Source organism: Streptomyces sp. NPDC047525 (genome assembly GCF_040643025.1).
Lineage (GTDB): Bacteria > Actinomycetota > Actinomycetes > Streptomycetales > Streptomycetaceae > Streptomyces > Streptomyces durmitorensis.
Map to the genome: position 1 here is coordinate 1 of NZ_JBEYTL010000047.1, position 4,083 is coordinate 4,083.

Consider the following 4,083-nt stretch of genomic DNA (forward strand, 5'->3'; position numbering starts at 1 on the left):
TCCTGATTGACGGCCGAACCCCGCACCACACCCAGCACCTTGTGCCCAAGACGCCGCGCATCCGAAAGACGCTCCAACGCCAACAACCCGACGCCCTCGGCCCAGGCCGTCCCGTCGGCATCCGCCGAGAACGGCTTGCACCGCCCATCCGGCGCCAGTGCCTGCTGACGGGAGAACTCGATGAAACCACCAGGACTCGCCAACACCGTCACGCCGCCGGCCAGGGCGAGCGTGCACTCCCCCTGCCGCAGCGCCTGGACCGCCATGTGCAGTGCCACCAGCGACGAGGAACACGCGGTGTCCACCGACACCGCGGGCCCCTCGAACCCGAATGAGTACGACACCCGGCCCGACAGCACGCTGGAGGTGTTGCCGGTGAAGGCGTAGCCCTCGACGCTCTCCGGCAGGCCCTCCATGTCGCAGATGTAGGAGGAGGTCCCGGCGCCGACGTAGACGCCGGTCCGGCTGCCCTTCAGGGCCTGCGGGTCCAGGCCCGCCCGCTCCAACGCCTCCCATGAGGTCTCAAGAAGCAGCCGTTGCTGCGGATCCATCGCCACCGCCTCACGCGGCGAAATGCCGAAGAACTCCGCGTCGAAGCCCGCCACATCGTCCAGGAAACCGCCGCGACGGACATACGAGGTTCCGGGGTGCTCCGGGTCGGGGTCGTACAGGTCCTCGGACCAACCGCGGTCGGACGGGAAGTCACCGGTGGCGTCGACGCCGGCCGCCACCAGGTCCCACAGGTCCTCCGGCGTACGCACACCGCCCGGGAATCGGCAGGCGATGCCCACCACGGCGATGGGTTCGGTGGTGTCGACGGCCGTGACCGGCTCGGCCGGCTGGAGGGCGGCCGAGGTGCCGAGCACCTCCTCGACGACGTGATGGGCCAGGGCGGCCGGGGTCGGGTGGTCGAAGACGAGGGTGGCGGGCAGCTGGAGCCCCGTGGCTGCGGACAGCCGGTTGCGCAGCTCCACCGCGGTCAGCGAGTCCACGCCCGAGTCGAGGAAGCCCTTGGTCTCGTCGACGCTGTTCAGGGAGTCGTGGCCGAGGATCGTGGCGACATGGCCGCGGACGAGGTCGAGGACGACCCGGTTGCGCTCCGCCTTGGAGAGGCCGAGCAGACGGCGGGCCAGCGCCAGGCCCGAGCCGCCCTCCGAAGCGGCGGCGCGCCTCAGCGGCGTACGCACGAGGCCGGACCAGACCGGAGAAAGCACACCGGCCATCGCGCGCTCACGCAGCACCTGTACGTCGACACGCGTGGCGACCGTCAGAGGCGTGCCCGAGAGCAGACTCGCGTCGAACAGGGCGAGGCACTCCTCGACCGGGAGCGCCACCGCGCCCTCGCGCGAAAGCCGCGCCGCGTCGCTTCCCGCAGCGCCCGCGCCGTTCTGCGCACGGAGCGCGCCCCAGGCAACGGAGAGTCCGGGCAGCCCTTCGGCCCGGCGCCGCAGGGCCAGAGCGTCCAGGAAGCTTCCGGCGGCGGCCAGGCCCGCGTACCCGGCGCCACCGAGCACGCCGGCGGCCGAGGAGAAGACGACGAACGCCGAGAGGTCCAGATCCCGGGTGAGTTCGTGCAGAGCGGTGGCGCCCGTGACGTGCGCGTCCAGCAGTTCGCCGAGCCGGTCCGGGGTAAGCGCATTGAGGAGTCCGCCCGCCACCTCTCCCACCGCGTGGACGACAGCGGTGAGCGGCTGCTCCGCCGGGATGTCGGCCAGCACCTCGGTCAGCGCGGCCCGGTCGGCCGGATCGCAGGCGGCGATCGTCACCTGAGCTCCGAGAGCGGCGAGTTCGGCACGCAGCTCCGCCGTCGCCTCGTCGGAGACGGTGGTGTCGTGGGCGGTGAGGACGAGGTGGCGGACCCCGTGCCGCGCGACGAGGTGGCGCGCCACATCCCTGCCGAGCCCCTCGGTACCTCCGGTGACCAGGACAGTGCCTGCCGGGTCCAACGCGACGGCGTCCGTGTCCTGGCCCTGCTGCCGAGTAACGGCTCGCTGGAGGCGAGGGGCGAGCAATGTGTGCTTGTGGTGGGCGAGTTGGGGTTCGTCGCCGGTTGCGGCGTGGGCGAGGAGGCCGTCCCATTCGGTGTCAGCCGTGGTGGTCTCGGCGTCGAGAAGTATGAAGCGGTCGGGGTGTTCGGTCTGGGCGGTGCGGATGAGTCCCCAGGCGACCGATGCGGACAGGTCGGTGACACCGGGGTCGTCGGGTCCCTGCCCCGTGCCCACCGCGCCTCGGGTGACCACGACGAGCGGCACGCTCTCCAGGCGTTCGTCCGCGACCCACGCCTGCACCGTCAGGAGCAGCTTCTCGGCGAGTTCGTGCGCGGCCGCCGGGACATCGACCGCCTCCGGAGCCGCGATCTGCAGTACCGCGCACTGCGGCAGCGCACCACCCGCATCGAGCGACGCAAGGAGCGCGGCGGTGTCGGCATGGGTGGTGGCCTGGGGGAGGGTGAAGGGGGCTTCGCCCAGGACGGCGACCGAGGTGAGGGGGGTGGCGGTGTTTTCGGTGACCGGCACCCACTCCAGCGCGTAGAGCCCGTCCAGATCTGACGTGACACTCGACAACCGAGCCGGCTCCACCTCCTCCAAGCGGACCGACTCCGCTTCGATGACAAGGGTGTTGGTGGGGTCGGTGGCGGTGAGCTGGATGGTGTTGTCGGGGGTGATGTGGAGGGTGACGTGGAGAGTGGTGGCGTTGGTGGCGTGGAGGGTGACGTGGTTCCAGGCGAAGGGGAGCCAGGTGCCGTCCTGGGGGAAGGCGGGGTGCAGCTGCAGCGCGTGCAGCGCGGCGTCCAGCAGGGCGGGGTGGATGTTGTAGCGGGCGGCGTCCTGATGCGTGTGCTCGGGCAGGGTCACCTGGGCGAACAGCACGGCCGGGTCGGCGCAGCGCCACACGTCGGTCAGGCCCTGGAACGCGGGGCCGTAGTGGTAGCCGCGCTCGGCGAGATCGGCGTACAGAGTCTCGACCGGAACCGCGACCGAACCAGCAGGCGGCCAGGCGGAGTTGTCCGCATCGGACCCGGACCCGGACGCGGACCCGGACGCGGGGGTGAGGGTGGCTTGGGCGTGCCGGGTCCAGATGTCGCCGGTGCGGGCATGAATGGACAGGGTGCGCCGGCCGTCTTCGCCGGGCGATTCGATGACCGCCTGGAGCTCGATCGTGCTGTCGGCGGGCAGGACCAGGGGCTGCTGGACGAGGAGTTCCTCCACCTGCGGGCAGCCGGTCTCGTCACCGGCGCGCAGGGCCAGGTCGGCGAAGGCACTGCCGGGCACGAGGACCGTTCCGGCCACCGCATGGTCGGCCAGCCAGGGGTGCGTGGACAGCGAGATGCGGCCGGACAGCACCAGGGGTCCGTCGCCGGCGACGTCCACGGACGCGGCGAGCAGACCGTGGTCGAGCGTGGTCAGTCCGACCCGGCTGAGGTCGCCGTTGCCGGTCTGCGAGGTGCGGTCCAGCCAGTAGCGGTGGCGGTCGAAGGCGTAGACCGGCAGTTCCAGGTTGTCCCCTGTGGTGTTCTGGTTGGTGGGGGTGAGGGTGTGCCAGTCGAGGTGGGTGCCGGTGGTCCACAGGCGGGCCAGGGCCTGGACCAGGGTGGTGGTCTCGGGCCGTCCGGTCCGGGAGAGGGCCACGCATACGGTGCTGTCGGCAATGTCCGGGGGCAGGCAGTCGGTGACCATCGCGGTCAGCACGCCGCGCGGCCCGATCTCGGCGAAGGTGCGCACCCCCGCGGCCGTCAGGGTGGTGATGCCCTGGTGGAACCGGACGGTGCCGCGCACCTGACGCACCCAGTAGCCGGGGTCGGTCAGCTCGGCGGCGGTGGCCAGCTGCCCGCTCACGTTGGAGATGACCGGCAGCCTGGGCGCGTGGTAGGTGAGCTGCGCGGCGATCTCACCGAACTCGGCGAGCATGGGCTCCATCAGGTGGGAGTGGAAGGCGTGCGAGACCCGCAGCCGCCGCACCCGCCGCCCCTGTCCCTCAAAGGCCTGGACCACCACATCGAGGGCCTCGCCCTCGCCGGAGACGACCACCGCGCGCGGCCCGTTCACCGCCGCGACCTGCACCCGGCCACCCAGCTCCCGCTCC

General features: G+C 71.8%; 1 protein-coding gene. It reads right to left on the reverse strand.

The features are described 5' to 3' along the window. Positions 1-4,083 (reverse strand): SDR family NAD(P)-dependent oxidoreductase (locus ABZ833_RS45520; RefSeq protein WP_361059999.1); only part of this gene is annotated, 4,083 nt, incomplete at both ends.